14 protein-coding genes and 1 tRNA gene are annotated in these 13,734 nt (G+C 65.6%); 11 read left to right on the forward strand and 4 right to left on the reverse strand.

Annotated features, from left to right (window positions below; translation table 11 throughout):
- Positions 1-4 precede the first annotated feature (4 nt).
- Positions 5-736, reverse strand: a complete 732-nt coding sequence (gene ftsE, locus ACQY6T_RS14315; RefSeq protein WP_428631754.1) for a cell division ATP-binding protein FtsE — start codon at positions 734-736, stop codon at positions 5-7.
- Between the two features lie 169 nt (positions 737-905).
- Between ftsE and ACQY6T_RS14320 the strand changes: the two genes are divergently transcribed.
- Complete coding sequence (locus tag ACQY6T_RS14320; RefSeq protein ID WP_428631755.1) at positions 906-1,649, forward strand: zinc-ribbon domain-containing protein; 744 nt, start codon at positions 906-908, stop codon at positions 1,647-1,649.
- Positions 1,650-1,681: 32 nt separating this feature from the next.
- Here the strand turns inward: ACQY6T_RS14320 and ACQY6T_RS14325 are convergent, their stop codons facing one another.
- On the reverse strand, positions 1,682-2,764 hold the full coding sequence (locus ACQY6T_RS14325; protein ID WP_428631756.1) for a YeiH family protein: 1,083 nt from the start codon (positions 2,762-2,764) through the stop codon (positions 1,682-1,684).
- A gap of 97 nt (positions 2,765-2,861) precedes the next feature.
- Here ACQY6T_RS14325 and ACQY6T_RS14330 point away from each other — a divergent pair.
- The 6 genes from ACQY6T_RS14330 to ACQY6T_RS14355 all read left to right on the forward strand — a co-directional run bounded on the left by ACQY6T_RS14330 (position 2,862) and on the right by ACQY6T_RS14355 (position 7,635).
- A tRNA-Arg gene (locus tag ACQY6T_RS14330) sits at positions 2,862-2,938 on the forward strand.
- Positions 2,939-3,444: 506 nt separating this feature from the next.
- Positions 3,445-3,711, forward strand: coding sequence for a hypothetical protein (locus tag ACQY6T_RS14335; protein WP_428631758.1), 267 nt, complete (start codon positions 3,445-3,447; stop codon positions 3,709-3,711).
- A gap of 2 nt (positions 3,712-3,713) precedes the next feature.
- Entirely contained in the window at positions 3,714-4,151 is a 438-nt protein-coding gene (locus ACQY6T_RS14340) for a periplasmic heavy metal sensor (protein ID WP_428631760.1), read from the forward strand.
- Positions 4,148-4,732, forward strand: coding sequence for an RNA polymerase sigma factor (locus ACQY6T_RS14345; RefSeq protein WP_428631761.1), 585 nt, complete (start codon positions 4,148-4,150; stop codon positions 4,730-4,732). Before ACQY6T_RS14340 ends, ACQY6T_RS14345 begins: the two co-directional genes overlap by 4 nt.
- A 111-nt stretch (positions 4,733-4,843) precedes the next feature.
- Entirely contained in the window at positions 4,844-6,640 is a 1,797-nt protein-coding gene (locus ACQY6T_RS14350; protein WP_428631762.1) for a copper resistance system multicopper oxidase, read from the forward strand.
- On the forward strand, positions 6,637-7,635 hold the full coding sequence (locus tag ACQY6T_RS14355; protein WP_428631765.1) for a copper resistance protein B: 999 nt from the start codon (positions 6,637-6,639) through the stop codon (positions 7,633-7,635). Before ACQY6T_RS14350 ends, ACQY6T_RS14355 begins: the two co-directional genes overlap by 4 nt.
- Before the next feature lie 2 nt (positions 7,636-7,637).
- On the opposite strand, the gene ACQY6T_RS14360 is transcribed toward ACQY6T_RS14355, so the two are convergent.
- Positions 7,638-7,889 (reverse strand): hypothetical protein, encoded by a 252-nt coding sequence (locus ACQY6T_RS14360; RefSeq protein WP_428631766.1) that lies wholly within the window; start codon positions 7,887-7,889, stop codon positions 7,638-7,640.
- Complete coding sequence (locus tag ACQY6T_RS14365) at positions 7,886-8,938, reverse strand: Leu/Phe/Val dehydrogenase (protein WP_428631767.1); 1,053 nt, start codon at positions 8,936-8,938, stop codon at positions 7,886-7,888. Before ACQY6T_RS14365 ends, ACQY6T_RS14360 begins: the two co-directional genes overlap by 4 nt.
- A gap of 120 nt (positions 8,939-9,058) precedes the next feature.
- Here ACQY6T_RS14365 and ACQY6T_RS14370 point away from each other — a divergent pair, with 120 nt between their 5' ends.
- The 4 genes from ACQY6T_RS14370 (at position 9,059) to ACQY6T_RS14385 (ending at position 13,667) form a co-directional block, all read left to right on the forward strand.
- Positions 9,059-9,523 (forward strand): Lrp/AsnC family transcriptional regulator, encoded by a 465-nt coding sequence (locus ACQY6T_RS14370; protein WP_428631769.1) that lies wholly within the window; start codon positions 9,059-9,061, stop codon positions 9,521-9,523.
- A gap of 110 nt (positions 9,524-9,633) precedes the next feature.
- Positions 9,634-10,830, forward strand: a complete 1,197-nt coding sequence (locus tag ACQY6T_RS14375) for a CoA transferase (protein WP_428631771.1) — start codon at positions 9,634-9,636, stop codon at positions 10,828-10,830.
- 15 nt (positions 10,831-10,845) lie between these two features.
- Positions 10,846-12,075 carry an acetyl-CoA C-acetyltransferase gene (locus ACQY6T_RS14380; protein ID WP_428631773.1) on the forward strand — a complete coding sequence of 410 codons (1,230 nt, stop codon included), beginning with the start codon at positions 10,846-10,848 and terminating at the stop codon, positions 12,073-12,075.
- On the forward strand, positions 12,075-13,667 hold the full coding sequence (locus ACQY6T_RS14385) for an acyl-CoA dehydrogenase family protein (protein ID WP_428631775.1): 1,593 nt from the start codon (positions 12,075-12,077) through the stop codon (positions 13,665-13,667). The genes ACQY6T_RS14380 and ACQY6T_RS14385 overlap by 1 nt, the downstream gene beginning before the upstream one ends.
- The last annotated feature ends 67 nt before the right edge of the window (positions 13,668-13,734 follow it).

The following is a 13,734-nucleotide window of genomic DNA, read 5'->3' on the forward strand; positions in this document are numbered from 1 at the left end:
CCCGCTAGACCCGGTTCGCCGGTGGATAGCGTAGCGCGCCGGTCGGGTCGGATAGACGGCCTTTTTCCAGCCGCATCATCTGGGCGTTTTCGATGCGGCTGATCAGATGGACGTCGTGGGTGGCGACGACGACGGTGGTCCCGAGCCGGTTGAGCGCTTCGAACAGGCCGAGCAGGCGCATCGCCATTTCGGGATCGACGTTGCCGGTCGGTTCGTCGGCGACCAGCAGTTGCGGGCGCGCGATCACCGCGCGGGCGATCGCAACACGCTGTTGCTCGCCGCCCGACAGCGTTGCGGGATGCGCATCGGCGCGCTCACCCAGCCCGATCCAGCTGAGCATTTCGCCGACCGGTCCCGACAAATCCTCTTCGCCGACCCCCGCAATGCGCAGCGGCAGTGCGATGTTGTCGCGCGCCGACAAATGCGGGATCAGGCGGAAATCCTGGAATACGACGCCGATGCGACGGCGAAAGCCGGGCAGACGCGGACGCGGCATATTCACCAGATCCTCGCCGAACAGACGGACGATGCCGCGGCTTGGGCGCTGCGCCAGATACAGCATCTTGAGCAACGACGTCTTGCCCGCGCCCGACGCGCCGGTGAGGAAGTAAAAGCTGCCTGGTTGCAGGTTGAAGCTGATGTCAGTCAGCACCTCGGCATCGGGGCCATAGCGCAAGCCCACCCCGTCGAATTCGACCATCGCGCCGCCGGGGCGCGGGCTCGGCACATCCGTCATGGCGTCACGCGCGCACCGTTTGGCGCGGACAGCGTTGCTCGAAATGGGGGCGCGGCGGCGCTCATGCCCCGCCTGTTACACGGCTGCTGTGTCAGGTAAAGCGGGGAGTGGGCGGCCAATGGCGACACCGCACTTGCAACACCGTGAATCAGCGTGTTTAGAGAGGTCCATGATCCTCGCCTGTCCGTCCTGCCACACGCGTTATGTCGTACCCGATACGGCGATCGGCCCGACGGGGCGTACCGTGCGCTGCGCCAATTGCCGCCATAGCTGGTTTCAGGAACCTGCGACGCTGGACTTGGCGGAGCCTGAGGCCGTGGTTGAACCGGTCGCGGCACCGCCGTCCGAGCCGGCGGCAACCTATGCCGAGAGTCCGGCGCCGGTCGCCGATCCTCCGCCGCGCGAGGCTTTCGCCGCCGACCCCGCGCCGCGCCCCGCCCCTGCTGCCGCAGAAGAGGCGCCGCTGCCTTTCCGCCGCCCGCGCCGTAATCCGGCGAAGCGCTGGACGCTGATCGCCGCGAGCGCTGCAGCGCTGATGGTCGCAGCGACGGTGGGGCTATATTATTTCGGTCTGCCCAGCTGGGCGCAGGGGCTCGGCCTGCCGGGGATCGCCGCCGAACCCGATCTGGTTATCGAATTGCCGCCCAACCAGGATCATCGCGAACTGGCCGACGGGACGATCTATTTCGCCGCATCGGGGGTGATCATCAACCCGACCGACCGCGAACAGCGGGTGCCGCCGATCTTGGCCGAACTGCGCGATGCACAAGGGACGATTGTCTATAGCTGGACGATCAAGCCGCCGGTGCGGATGTTGCCGCCGAATGAAAAGGTCAATTTCAGCGAGGCCAAGCTCGACATTCCACGCCGCGCGACGCAGCTGACGGTCAGCTGGGCGCTACCTAAAAGCTAAAGATTCAAAGTCGTTGCGGTGACGTCACGGCGTCACAGACAAAGCGCGGCGGCAAGCGCGAGCAAGAAGCTCGTCAGCGTCGCGATGACAATTGGTGCAAAACTGCGCCACCCCTGATCGAGCAGCAGGTGCAGCCGCGCCTTCATTGCCGTCGCAACGATTGCGAGCAGCAAGAGCGCCTGGGCACCCGTCGCCGCTGCGTTCTGCGCGACCTTCGGGATCGCGATCAGCGAATTGACGGCCGCGATGGCAAGAAAGCCGAGAATGAACCAGGGCAGGCGTAGCGGAATGCGGGTCTTGGTGTCGCCCGCGCCGCTGCGCCCCAGCCAGAGCGCGACGAGCATCAGCATCGGTGCGAGCAGCGCAACACGGGTCAGTTTGACGATCGTCGCGACCTCGCCGGCTTGCGGCGAAAAGGAAAAGCCGCCGCCAATCGCCTGCGCGACGTCATGGATCGATGCGCCGATCAGGAACCCCGCCTGTGCGTCGGTCAGCCCCAGTTCGGCGGCGAGCACCGGGTAGAGCGTCATCGCGAACGCGCTGGCGACGGTGATGCCGACCAGCGTGAGCGTGAAGCGCGCCTGGTCGACACGTTTGTCGCCGATCAACGAATATAGCGCGAGCGCCGCCGACGCGCCGCAGATCGCCGTCGCGCCGCCCGCGAGCAGCGCGGCGTGGCGATCCTGCGCGAACAGCCGGGCGCTAGCGACGGTGACAACAATCACCGCAAGCATGATGACGACAAGCAACGCAAAGGGCAGCGGTCCCAGTTCGACCAGCTGTTCGGCGGTAATTCGCGCGCCGACGAGCACGATCCCAACCCGCAGCGCGGTCTGCGACATCAGGTCGAGTCCCGCATGGGTGCGCCGGTCCTGCGACAGAAAGCTCATTGCAAGGCCGATGAGCAGCCCCATCAGCACCAGCGGCGCAGCATAATGATCGGCGATCCACGCGGCGGCGAGCGCGGCGATGGCGGTAACCAGAACGCCGGGCACATAGTCGCGCCAGCGTCGCCCGGCCGGCGGACGCGCCTCAAGCTGCATCTCGCCATATAGGTCGGCGGCCATCGGCCAGCTCTGTTCGGATGATGTCACGCCGGCGTCCCCCCTGACCATTGCCCGGGCCTTCGCCGCCCGCTTTGCACATCGGCGCGCCGCGGTCGATAGGCCATTGCTGCCCGGCGAAGCTCTTGCTAGAGGCCGCGCTCTATTGGCACCCGTAGCTCAGCTGGATAGAGCGCTGCCCTCCGAAGGCAGAGGCCAGGGGTTCGAATCCCTTCGGGTGCGCCATTTCTCATTGTACTTCAATGGCTTGATTTGATTTTGGCATTTCGCTTTGAAGGCCGGATTTGCCGCGGAAACATCCCGTCGGCGGTGTGTGGACGAGGAAGTCGCATCCGGCTTTCCGCTCTCGAAATCGATCGAGACAATTTTGTGGAATTTCAATATTTTAGGGTCTCTACGGGCGCTGACGTCGATCGTCACCCGCTGATGTTGCGCATGCCGGCTTTGAGCCGCGATCCGGTCATAAGGTGTGACATTGACGGTCGCCGAAGATTGCCGTCCGTTCGGTTCGCTCATCGGTTTGGCGACGGTTATTATAGTGACGAACCGCGCTGGAAACATGAAAACCACATCGCCGGATCGCTGCCAGCGCCGCGCTCGCTTTTCCGCGCCCGCGCGGTTCTTTAAGAGAATCGGGGAGCGCGCCAAATAATCCAGCTCGGCACTTTGGTTGAGGGGTGATGCGCTGCGGTGCGTATGTACAAGGGTGGGCAGTCGGGAAAAGACGATCGATGGATGACGCGCTTCGCATTTTGGACCGGATCGATCTGCCCGCGGCGCTGGGCGCGCTCGACGACCACATCATGGGTGCCTTGGCGATCCGTCGGCGCGAGGCGGTGGCGATGCGCCGTCTGATGGCGCTGGCGGCCTTTGTATCGCTCGGCGGCGGCCTATTGGCGGGGAGCGCGATTTCCCGGCCAGCGGTCGCGGCAAGTCCGCTGACCCCGTTCGGTCCGCCCAGCGCGCTCGCGCCGTCGACCTTGCTGGACATGTCTTGACGATGCCAGCCCGCCGCCTGCTTCTCGTCGGACTTGTTGCTTTCATCGCCGCGATGGCCGGGGTGTTTGTCGGCCGCCTGGTGACCGATGCGCCTAACGCCAGCGAAACCGAACTTCACGCGCTTCTCCACAGCCAACTCGACCTGACCGCCGCGCAAGAAACGAAGCTCGATCGGATCGAAGCCCATTTTGCTGATCGCCGTCAAACGCTCGAATTGAAGATGCGCGCTGCCAATGTTCGCCTCGCGCAGGCGATCGAAGCCGAGCATGGCTATGGACCGCGCGTCACCGCGGCAATCGACGAAACCCATGTGGTGATGGGGGCATTGCAGAAGGAAACGCTCCAGCATCTTTTCGCGATGCGCGGGGTTCTGAGCCCCGATCAGACGGCAATGTTTGACAAGAGCGTGGTCAAGGCGCTGACCGCCGATGCACGGTGACCGCCGACCTCACGCGGCATAGCGATCAGGACCTGGCGATCCTCGCTCGCGTCGACCGCGAGGATGCGTACCGCGAGTTGCTGCACCGCCACAAAGCGGGCGTCTATCGGCTCATCGTCCAGCAGATCGGTGACGCCGACGAAGCATTGGACCTGACGCAGGAAAGCTTCGTCGCCGGATTCGCGGCGATCGATCGCTATGATGGCGACCGCCCCTTTCGGACCTGGATGGCCCGGATCGCGCTCAACAAATGTCGCGACTGGGCCCGCCGACGCAGGGTGCGCGCCTTTTTCGCCCGCGCCCTTCCGCTCGACAGCGCGCATCATGTCGCGAGCGACGGTCCGGCGCCCGACGCGGAGGCAGCCGACAAGCGCGAGCTGGCAAGGGTGCGCGGGGCAATCGACCGGCTGCCGCAAAATTTGCGCGAGGTGTTGCTGCTTCGCGGAATCGATGACGTCAGCCAAGCCGAAACCGCGCTGATTTTGCGGGTCAGCGAAAAGACGGTCGAGACCCGCCTCTACCGTGCCCGGACCAAACTCAGGGAATTGCTCGCCGGTCCATCGGCGAGCGCGCGGGATTAATCTCGCGATCGGTCGTTCGGACAGCGCGCCCGTCGCACGGCATTTTTATTGAGGGATGGCCGTCTCGCCCGCGTATGGCTTTAGGAACAATCGCTAACGGTCGGAAAGAATATGCAGATGGAAAGGCGTCGGTTCGTCCGTGGGGCGTTTGGCGGCGGCGCGGCCGCGGCGATGGCCGCCTGGTTTCCGGCCTGGGCGCAGCCGGTGTCTTCGGGCATCATGGCGCCGCTTCCGACGGTATCCGGCAACGACATCACGCTGCGGATCGCGCGCCAGACAATGCGCATCGACGGCAAGCTGAGCCGCGCCATCGGGATCAACGGCACCGTCCCGGCGCCGCTTGTCCGGCTGAAGGAAGGACAGACTGCGCGCCTCACCGTCGTCAATGATCTCGACGAGGATAGCTCGATCCATTGGCACGGGCTGATCCTTCCCTTCCAGATGGACGGTGTGCCGGGGGTCAGCTTTCCCGGCATCAAGCCGCGCGCGACCTTCGTCTATGAATTCCCGGTCGTGCAGTCGGGAACCTATTGGTATCACAGTCATTCCGGGCTTCAGGAGCAGCTTGGCCACTATGGGCCGATCGTCATCGATCCGGCAGGCGCCGATCCCGTTGCTTATGATCGCGAACATGTCGTCGTGTTGTCGGACCACAGCCAGCTGTCACCCGAAGCGATCTTCCGCAAGCTGAAGGTCAACCCCGGTCATTTCAACATGCAGCGTCAAACGCTGTCCGGCCTGCTCGCGGGCAGGGATCAACCGCTCGGCGAACGGATCGATTGGGGCAAGATGCGGATGGACCCCGCCGACATCGCCGACGTCAACGGTTCGACCTACAGCTTTCTCGTCAACGGCCACGGGCCGCGCGACAATTGGACCGCGCTGTTCGGTCCGGGCGAGCGGGTGCGGCTGCGGATCGTCAATGCGTCGGCGATGACGATCTTCAACGTCCGCATCCCCGGCCTTCGGATGACCGTCGTGCAGGCCGACGGGCTCAACGTCGTGCCGACCGAGATCGACGAGTTCCAGATTGCTGTCGCCGAAACCTATGATGTCATCGTCACCCCGGTCGAGGATCGCGCCTATACACTGGTCGCCGAAGCCAGCGACAGATCGGGCATGGGCCGCGCGACGCTGGCGCCGCGCGCGGGTATGGTCGCCGATGTTCCGCCGCTGCGCGAACGGCCACTCGCGACGATGCGGGATATGGGCATGGGTGACATGGACATGTCGGTCGCCGCGGGCAGCGAGGCTTGCGCGCCCGAACATGCCAAGATGGGCCATTGCACCCCGGCTGCCGTTGCGGCGCCGGTCGATCATGCCGGGATGGGCCATCCCACTGGCGGCATGCAGCACAGCATGCGCGATTTCAGCGCCGCGCCGCAGGTCAGGCGCGATCCCGGTGTCCAGACGATCTCCCCCATGCCCGTCGATCGCCTGGGCGAGCCGGGACAGGGGCTCGAGGACGCCGGGCACCGGGTGTTGACCTACCACGATCTCGTGGCGCTCGATCGCAATCCCGACCGGCGCGCCGCCGGGCGGTCGCTCGACATCCACCTCACCGGCAACATGGAACGCTTCATGTGGTCGTTCGATGGCGTGAAGATGTCCGACTATCACGCGCCCATTCCGTTCATCGAGGGCGAGCGAGTGCGGATCAACCTGATCAACGATTCGATGATGAGCCACCCCATTCACCTGCACGGCCATTTCTTTGAACTGGTGACGGAGAAGGGCGACCGCTCGCCGCGCAAGCATACGGTCCTCGTTCAGCCTGGCGGGACGGCGAGTTTCGATTTCACCGCCGACGCGGTCGGCGACTGGGCGTTCCACTGCCATCTTCTCTACCACATGCATGCCGGGATGATGCGCGTCGTCAGCGTTCGTCCGAAAGGAGACGCCGAATGACCCGGATCGCGCTCCTCTTGGCCGGCATCGCGCCGCTGGCCGGCGCGGTACCGGCTGTGGCCCAATCGATGGATCATTCGATGCACGGCCCGGCGCCTGCCCCGACGGCTGCGCCAGTCAAAGAGCCGATGGACCCTTGTTCGCCCGAGCATGCGGCGATGGGCCATTGCACCCCAAAGGACGCGCCGGCGGACGCCACGCCGGTAACGGCAGATGGGGCAGCGACGAGCAGCGGCAGCGGCACCGATCTGCCGCCCGGCGATGGCGCCGCGCCCGAACCGCCGGGTAACTGGTATGCCGATCGCCTGTATTCCAAGGCGGCGATGGACCACGCCCGCCACGCCATGATGATGGAAAATGGCGCGCAGACGATCGCGTTTGTCAGCTTCAATCTCGCCGAATATCAGGCGCGTCACGGCCGGGACGGTTTCCGCTGGGACGGCGAGGCTTGGTATGGCGGCGACATCGACCGGCTGACGGTCAAGAGTGAGGGCGAAGGCATTTTCGGCGCAGGCATCGAGGGCGCCGAGGTACAGGCGCTCTACAGCCGGGCAATCGGACCCTATTTCAACGTCCAGGCGGGGATCCGGCAGGATCTGGGGCCGGGTCCCGATCGTCGCTATGCGACGGTCGGCTTTGAAGGACTTGCACCCTATTGGTTCGAGGTCGAAGGCGCGCTGTTCCTTTCGAACAAGGGCGATCTTCTCGGCCGGATCGAAGGCTATTATGACCAGCGCATCACCCAGAAGTTGATCCTACAGCCCCGCGCCGAATTCAATCTCGCCCTGCAGGACGTCCCCGAAACCGGCGTTGGATCGGGGCTGTCCGATCTCGAGCTCGGCCTGCGTCTTCGCTATGAAATCGTAAAAGAATTCGCGCCTTATGTCGGCGCCGAATGGGCGCGTAAGGTCGGCGAGACGGCGCGTTTTGCGCGCGCTATGGGCGATGATCCGGGCGGCGTCAGCATCGTTGTGGGGGTGCGGGGCTGGTTCTAGGGTCAGGCGACCTGAAGGGAAAGCAACGTGTCGCAGACGACGCTGTCGATCAGCACTCCCTCACCCAGTTTTGCGGCGATGATGGCGGCGATCGGCGGGTCGAGATGGTCCAGCTCGATTTCGATATGGAGCATGGCGCTGTGCCGGTGCGATGACATCGTCGTCGGGACGAGCGAGCGCTGAGCAAAGATGGCGATGATGCGCGGCAGCGTTTGCGGATCGGGAACCGCGACGATCCGAAACACTTGTCTCATGCCGCGAGGCGGCCCGCCGATGCGATGAGGCGCTCGGCGGTTTCGTCGGCGACCGCCGCGGGGGACAGGCCGCGGCGCGCGGCTTCTTCCAGAATGGCCGCCACGCGCGGGCCGATTTGCGCCACCCGCTGCGCGACGCTGGCGGCGCTTTCGCCCAGATATTCGGCGGTGACGCTGACGATGCCGCCGGCGTTGGCGACATAGTCGGGAACATAGGTGATGCCGCGGCCCATCAGCATGTCGGCGACCTCGGGCGTCGCCAGTTGATTGTTCGCGCCGCCGCAGACGAGTTTGGCCGACATCGCCGCGACGGCCGGTTCGTCGAGCACGCCGCCCAGCGCGCAAGGGACAAAGATGTCGGCGCCGACCGACGCGATGGTGTCGGCGCCGACGACGCGGGCTCCCAGGATCGAGGCGAGCCGGTCGCGGCGCCCCGGCGCGACATCGGCGATGACTAGCCGTGCCCCGGCGTCGGCGAGACGGCGGCACAGTTCGGCGCCGACATTGCCGGTCCCTTGCACCGCGACGGTGAGCCCCTTGAGGTCCGATCCGAGCGCGAAGGCGGCGCCTGCCTCGATCGCGCCGAACACCCCTTGCGCGGTCCATGGCGACGGATCGCCGCCCGCTGCCGCGCCAACCGCCGCCAGCCCGGCGACATGGCGGGTTTCGCGCGCCACCTCTTGCATGTCGGCGACGGTCGTCCCGACGTCCTCGGCGGTGACATAGCGTCCGCCCAGCGCCGCGACCGCTTGGCCAAAGGCGCGGAACAACGCGGCGCGATCGAACGGGCCGTCGGGTCGGCGCAGCACCGCCTTGGCGCCGCCGAAGGGCAGGCCCGCCATCGCATTTTTGTAACTCATCCCCTCGGCGAGCCGGAAAGCGTCGGTGAACGCCTGATCAAGGTCGGGATAATGCCACAGGCGGCAGCCCCCGGCGCCCGGGCCGAGCGTCGTCGAATGAACGACGATGATGCCGTCGAGACCGGCGCTCTTGTCCTCCAGTCGGACGGTTTCGACGGCGGGCAAACGGCCCGAAAATTGAACAACCATGGCAGCCTCCTGTGCTCCGCTGCTTATCGCAGTGGAGCCAAGGTCATTCTTTCTCGATTTTTTGAAAATTCGGCGCTAAACCGGTTAAAAATTCTCCTATTATGGATGAAGAAGGTTGAAATGACCGACTTGGACCCCTTCGAAAAGAATATCATTCGCGAGCTGCAACGCGATGCCAGCCTGACCACCGCCGAACTGGCCGAGCGCGTCGGGCTGTCGCCCTCACCATGCTGGCGGCGCATCGATCGACTTGAACGCGACGGTTATATCAAGGGGCGCGTCGCGGTGATCGACCGGCGCAAGGTCGGGCTGCACGCGCATATCTTTGCGCAGGTCAAACTCAACGCCCACGGCCGCGCCAACCTCGACGAGTTCAGTAACGCGATCGCCGCCTTTCCCGAGGTGCTCGGCGCCTATGTGTTGATGGGCAATATGGATTTCATGCTGCGCATCGTTGCCAAGGACATTGATGCCTATGAGGCGTTCTTCTTTGACAAGCTGAGCAAACTGCCCGGGGTGCAGGAAATCAATTCGACGGTGGCGTTGTCGGAGATCAAATCAACGAACGAGCTGCCGATTATCTAGAGTTCGATACGGCGTTGCAGGCGCGGCGCGCCGTTTGACTCGGACCGCCGGGTGCGCCAGATGGCCCGGCGTGGCGGTTTCGGCCATGCACGGGAGGGAGACGGTACCGGATGTACGACCTGCTGACCGGCCTGTCGGTGATCGAGGCTTCGTCCTTCGTCGCCTCGCCCACGGCCGGGCTTTATTGCGCGCAAATGGGGGCCGAGGTGATCCGCGTCGATCAGATCGGCGGCGGCCCAGATTTTCGCCGCTGGCCGGTGACCGAGGCCAATGACTCGCTCTACTGGGAAAATCTCAATCGCGCCAAAAAGTCGGTCGCGCTCGACCTTGGGCGGCCGGAAGGGCGTGAGCTGTTGCAGGCGCTGGTGCGCGCGACGGGCCAGTTCATCACCAACTTTCCGGTCGGCGGCTTTTTGTCGCATGACGTGCTGGTGGCAGGGCGCGCTGACCTGATCACCGTCCGCATCATGGGCTGGGCCGACGGCTCGCCCGCGCTCGACTACACCGTCAACAACAGCGTCGGTTATCCGATGCTCACCGGCACCGGCCCCGCGCCGGTCAACCATGTGCTGCCTGCGTGGGATTTGCTCAGCGGCGCTTATGCGGCCTTTGCCTTGCTCGCCGCGATCCAGCGCCGGACCGCAACCGGCGAAGGTGGCGAGGTGCGGATTCCGCTATCCGATGTCGCGATCGGCACTGTCGCCAATCTCGGCGGGGTGGCCGAGGTGCTTTATTCGGGCGTCAACCGGCCGCGGCTCGGCAACGCCGTCTATGGCCTGTTCGGACGCGATTTTGTCACCGCCGATGGCCAGCGGACGATGATCGTCGTGGTCACGCCGCGCCAATGGGCCAATCTGGTCGCGGCGCTGGCTCTCGGCGAAGCGATTGCGGCGGTCGAGGCGGCGCGCGGGGTGTCCTTTGCCAAGGACGACGGCCTGCGCTTCACCCATCGCGATGCGCTGTATCCGCTGTTCGAGGCGGCCATCGCCGGTCGGAGCCATGCCGATCTCGTCGCCGCGTTCGACGCGGGCGGCATCGTCCATTCGCCCTATCGCACGATGCTGGACGCGGTGCAGGATCCGGCGCTGGTCGCGGGCAACCCGATCTTTGGGCAGGCCGACAACCCCAGCGGTTTTGCCTATCCCGCCGCGGGCGCCTTTGCGACCTTGCCGCAGGAGCCGCGTCAGCCGCCACGCCCCGCGCCGCGCAATGGCGAACATAGCGAAGAAATATTGGCGGACCGGCTGTCGTTGCCGTCGGGCGAGATTGCCCGGCTGATCGATGCCGGTATCGTCGGCATTGCCTGAAACCTGGAGAATGACATGACCCTGCGCCGCGCTGCCATTGTTGCCCCGATCCGTACCGCCGTCGGCAAGTTCGGCGGCGCCCTCGCCAGCCTTGATGCCGGGCAGCTGGGTGCGGTGGTGCTCAAAGCGCTGATCGAGCGCACTGCGATCGATCCGGCGCGCGTCGACGATGTCGTGTTTTCGCAAGGTTACGGCAATGGCGAGGCGCCAAGCATCGGTCATTGGTCGTGGCTGGCCGCGGGATTGCCGCTCGAGGTTCCCGGCTATCAGCTCGACCGCCGCTGCGGCTCGGGGCTGCAGGCGATCGCCAACGCCGCGATGATGGTTCAGACCGGCATGTCGGACGTTGTCGTCGCGGGCGGGGTCGAATCGATGTCGAACGTCGAACATTATAGCATCGACGTGCGCAAGGGTGTGCGGTCGGGGAATTTGACGCTGCATGACCGGCTGACCCGTGGGCGGCTGATGTCGCAGCCGATCGAGCGGTTCGGGGTGATCAGCGGGATGATCGAGACCGCCGAGAACCTTGCCAAGGATTATGGCATCACCCGCGAAGCCGCCGACGCTTATGCCGTGGGCAGCCACCAGCGCGCCGCGGCGGCGTGGGCGAAGGGGCTGTTCGACGACGAGCTGGTCCCGGTCGCGGTGCCGCAGCGCAAAGGCGATCCGGTGATCTTTGCCCATGACGAAGGGTACCGTGCCGATGCGACGCTCGAATCGCTCGGCGCGCTGCGCGCGATCGAGGCCAAGACTATTCCCGGGGCGGTGGTGACCGCGGGCAATGCCAGCCAGCAGAATGACGCGGCCGCCGCCTGCCTGGTCGTCGCCGAGGACAAGCTTGAGGAGTTGGGGCTCGAACCGATTGCCTGGTTCCATAGCTGGGCCGCGGCGGGCTGCGACCCCAGCCGGATGGGCATCGGCCCGGTTCCCGCGGTCGAACGGCTGTTCGCGCGCACCGGGCTCGGCTGGGGCGACATCGATCTGGTCGAACTCAACGAAGCGTTCGCGCCGCAGGTGCTCGCGTGCCTGAAAGGCTGGGGCTGGGCGGACGACGACAGCCGCCTCGACATGCTCAACGTCAACGGCTCGGGCATCTCGCTCGGCCATCCGATCGGCGCGACCGGCGGGCGCATCTTGGCGAACCTGACCCGCGAGCTCGTGCGCCGCGACGGGCGTTACGGGCTGGAGACGATGTGTATCGGCGGCGGGCAGGGCATCGCCGCGATTTTCGAGCGCGCCGCCTGATGGATTTGCGGCAAGCGCTGCAAGCGGCCGACATCTACCGCGCCGCCGCGGCCGATGCGCTCGCCGCACGATTGGCCGAGCGGCCGATCGATCAAGAGCAGCGCGCCGCACATGGCTTTGCATGGGTGGCGACGACAGTGGCGGCGCTCGATGCGGTGCTGGCGTGGTGCGCGGCGGGGCAGGATGCAAACCCGCTCGATGCGAAGATTGCGATGCTCGCCTTTGCCGAAGGGATCGGCCAGCTCGTCGGCGGAATGCCGATGGGGCAGAACGAGATGTTCCGGCCCGCCGACCTTGGCATCGGAGCCGCGGCGCGGACGCTCGCCAACACCTGCGGCGACCTACTTGATATCGACCATGCCGCGACGCGGGCGGAGGTCGCGGCGGCGCTCGCCGACGGCCATTGGCCCAGCGAAACGCTGCACGATGCCGACCTTGACGCGATCCGCGACCAGTTTCGCCGCTTCACCGATGCCGAAATCCTGCCGCATGCGCATGGGTGGCACCTCGCCAACGAGCTGATCCCCGATGCCACGGTGCGCGCGATGGCCGACCTCGGCACCTTCGGCGTCTGCATCCCCGAGGCGTTTGGCGGGCTGGGCCTGTCGAAGCTGGTGATGTGCATCGTCACCGAGGAATTGTCGCGCGGCTGGATCGGCGCCGGATCGCTCGGTACGCGGTCGGAAATCGCGGGCGAGCTGATCGCGATGGGCGGCACCGACGCACAGAAAGCCGAATGGCTGCCGCGGATCGCCAGCGGCGCGGTGCTGCCGACCGCGGTGTTCACCGAACCCGATGTCGGATCGGACCTTGGCTCGCTTCAGACCCGTGCGCGGCGCGGAACGGATGGGGCGTGGGTGATCGACGGGGCAAAGACCTGGATCACCCATGCCGCGCGATCCGACCTGATGACTTTGCTCGCGCGCACTTTGCATGACGCGAAGGGCTATGCCGGGTTGTCGATGCTGCTCGTTCCCAAGCCGCGCGGGACCGAAAGCGACGCTTTTCCAGCCGACGGCATGACCGGCAGCGAGATCGAAGTGCTCGGCTATCGTGGCATGCGCGAATATGCGCTGCAATTCGATGCGATGACTGCGCCGGCCGACGCTTTGCTCGGCGGCGAAGAGGGGCAGGGGTTCAAGCAATTGATGCGGACGTTCGAGGGCGCGCGCATCCAGACCGCGGCGCGCGCGGTCGGGGTGGCGCGGCGGTCGTTCGAACTGGGGCTGGATTATGCGTTGGCGCGCAAACAATTCGGCAAGGCGATCGTCCACTTCCCGCGCGTCGCCGACAAGCTGGCGATGAGCCTGGTCGATTTCGTCACCGCGCGCGAGCTGAGCTATGCGGCGGCGCGCGCCAAGGACAGTGGCAAGCGCTGCGACATCGAGGCGGGGATGGCGAAACTGCTCGCCGCGCGTGCCGCCTGGTCGAACGCCGACGCCAGCCTGCAGATCCACGGCGGCAATGGCTATGCGCTGGAATATGAGATCAGCCGGGTGCTGTGCGATGCGCGCATCCTCAACATTTTTGAAGGCGCGGCAGAGATTCAGGCGCAGGTGATCGCGCGCGGGCTGATCGAACGGCGCAATTGATCGAGGGTTAGGCCGCGAAACTGCTTTTTTTAGGCTTCAAAAAATAATTTGCCTCAGAACAGGGTTA

The organism is Sphingopyxis sp. (genome assembly GCF_965279725.1).
Lineage (GTDB): Bacteria > Pseudomonadota > Alphaproteobacteria > Sphingomonadales > Sphingomonadaceae > Sphingopyxis.

Bases quoted from the DNA above. Each gene is read 5' to 3' on its own strand.
- ftsE (WP_428631754.1), bottom strand. From the start codon at position 736: ATGACGGATGTGCCGAGCCCGCGCCCCGGCGGCGCGATGGTCGAATTC.
- ACQY6T_RS14320 (WP_428631755.1), top strand. From the start codon at position 906: ATGATCCTCGCCTGTCCGTCCTGCCACACGCGTTATGTCGTACCCGAT.
- ACQY6T_RS14325 (WP_428631756.1), bottom strand. From the start codon at position 2,764: ATGGTCAGGGGGGACGCCGGCGTGACATCATCCGAACAGAGCTGGCCG.
- ACQY6T_RS14335 (WP_428631758.1), top strand. From the start codon at position 3,445: ATGGATGACGCGCTTCGCATTTTGGACCGGATCGATCTGCCCGCGGCG.
- ACQY6T_RS14340 (WP_428631760.1), top strand. From the start codon at position 3,714: ATGCCAGCCCGCCGCCTGCTTCTCGTCGGACTTGTTGCTTTCATCGCC.
- ACQY6T_RS14350 (WP_428631762.1), top strand. From the start codon at position 4,844: ATGCAGATGGAAAGGCGTCGGTTCGTCCGTGGGGCGTTTGGCGGCGGC.
- ACQY6T_RS14355 (WP_428631765.1), top strand. From the start codon at position 6,637: ATGACCCGGATCGCGCTCCTCTTGGCCGGCATCGCGCCGCTGGCCGGC.
- ACQY6T_RS14360 (WP_428631766.1), bottom strand. From the start codon at position 7,889: ATGAGACAAGTGTTTCGGATCGTCGCGGTTCCCGATCCGCAAACGCTG.
- ACQY6T_RS14365 (WP_428631767.1), bottom strand. From the start codon at position 8,938: ATGGTTGTTCAATTTTCGGGCCGTTTGCCCGCCGTCGAAACCGTCCGA.
- ACQY6T_RS14370 (WP_428631769.1), top strand. From the start codon at position 9,059: ATGACCGACTTGGACCCCTTCGAAAAGAATATCATTCGCGAGCTGCAA.
- ACQY6T_RS14375 (WP_428631771.1), top strand. From the start codon at position 9,634: ATGTACGACCTGCTGACCGGCCTGTCGGTGATCGAGGCTTCGTCCTTC.
- ACQY6T_RS14380 (WP_428631773.1), top strand. From the start codon at position 10,846: ATGACCCTGCGCCGCGCTGCCATTGTTGCCCCGATCCGTACCGCCGTC.
- ACQY6T_RS14385 (WP_428631775.1), top strand. From the start codon at position 12,075: ATGGATTTGCGGCAAGCGCTGCAAGCGGCCGACATCTACCGCGCCGCC.